This is a genomic window from Phytobacter sp. V69, assembly GCF_965644215.1.
In the GTDB taxonomy this organism is placed as follows: Bacteria; Pseudomonadota; Gammaproteobacteria; order Enterobacterales; family Enterobacteriaceae; genus Phytobacter.
Map to the genome: position 1 here is coordinate 1 of NZ_CBFFRL010000462.1, position 848 is coordinate 848.

Consider the following 848-nt stretch of genomic DNA (forward strand, 5'->3'; position numbering starts at 1 on the left):
CGGTAGTTAACCCTTCCTCCTACACTCTCCACAATCATGTCCGAGCGTTGCACTTATTATCTGAATTCGCGCTTTACTTATCTCAGTATGTTATTGAATTAAGCTGAATATGACCGACGCTGACTGAGCCACTATTTAAGGATCGCACGCTATGCTGGAATTGAGACCCAACTGTGAATGCTGCAACACCGATCTTGCCCCGGATTCCACCCACGCGCTTATTTGTTCGTTTGAATGCACCTTTTGTGAGGATTGTGCGGACAAAATGGATAAGCGCTGCCCGAATTGCGGCGGTGAGCTGGTCAGCCGTCCCCGCAGACCGGCCGCAAAACTGGCGAATAACCCCGCATCAACAACACGCGTATTTAAACCGCAGGGCTGTGCTTAATTGATCGTTATTACACAAGATTTTGCGCGTAGAAACGTAATGCTTTTCGATAGCGTTTAATATTCTCCGTCGGTGGATGCCGCACAATGAGTTCCAGCATCACCGACATCGCCTTATCGCTTTCACCGAGGTTATGCAGGCACAGGGCATAAAAAGGGATGACCTCGCTCGCGTCAGGATACGCGGCCCGTATTTCTTCAAAGCGCGCATGGGCTAAGTCGTATTTCCCCAGACAGCGGTACGTGCAGGCGAGGCCAAATAGCGCTTCAAATTGGTCATCACCCTCAAGACCCGCGTTCAGTGCGGCGAGATAACACACTTCTGCTTTATCTTCGGCGCCCTGGTTGTCGTATGACCAGGCAATATTGAGGAAGGCCCGCGCTTTTAGGCTGTGTCCCTTAATTGCATAACCTCTTGTAAAACAATCGGATGCAACCCAGCTTGACCATTGAAAGATAAT

Annotated in this window: 2 protein-coding genes; one reads left to right on the top strand and one right to left on the bottom strand. The window is 49.9% G+C overall.

Going from position 1 to position 848, the window contains the following annotated elements:
* Positions 1–151 precede the first annotated feature (151 nt).
* Positions 152–388, top strand: coding sequence for a DUF1272 domain-containing protein (locus ACSZPU_RS25985; RefSeq protein WP_499004495.1), 237 nt, complete (start codon positions 152–154; stop codon positions 386–388).
* Positions 389–398: 10 nt separating this feature from the next.
* On the opposite strand, the gene ACSZPU_RS25990 is transcribed toward ACSZPU_RS25985, so the two are convergent.
* Positions 399–848, bottom strand: a 450-nt coding sequence (locus tag ACSZPU_RS25990; RefSeq protein WP_499004497.1) for a tetratricopeptide repeat protein, incomplete at its 5' end; no start/stop codon positions are given.

What these genes read in the sequence shown, in the direction of transcription:
- ACSZPU_RS25985 (WP_499004495.1), top strand. Translation starts at nt 152, where the DNA reads ATGCTGGAATTGAGACCCAACTGTGAATGCTGCAACACCGATCTTGCC.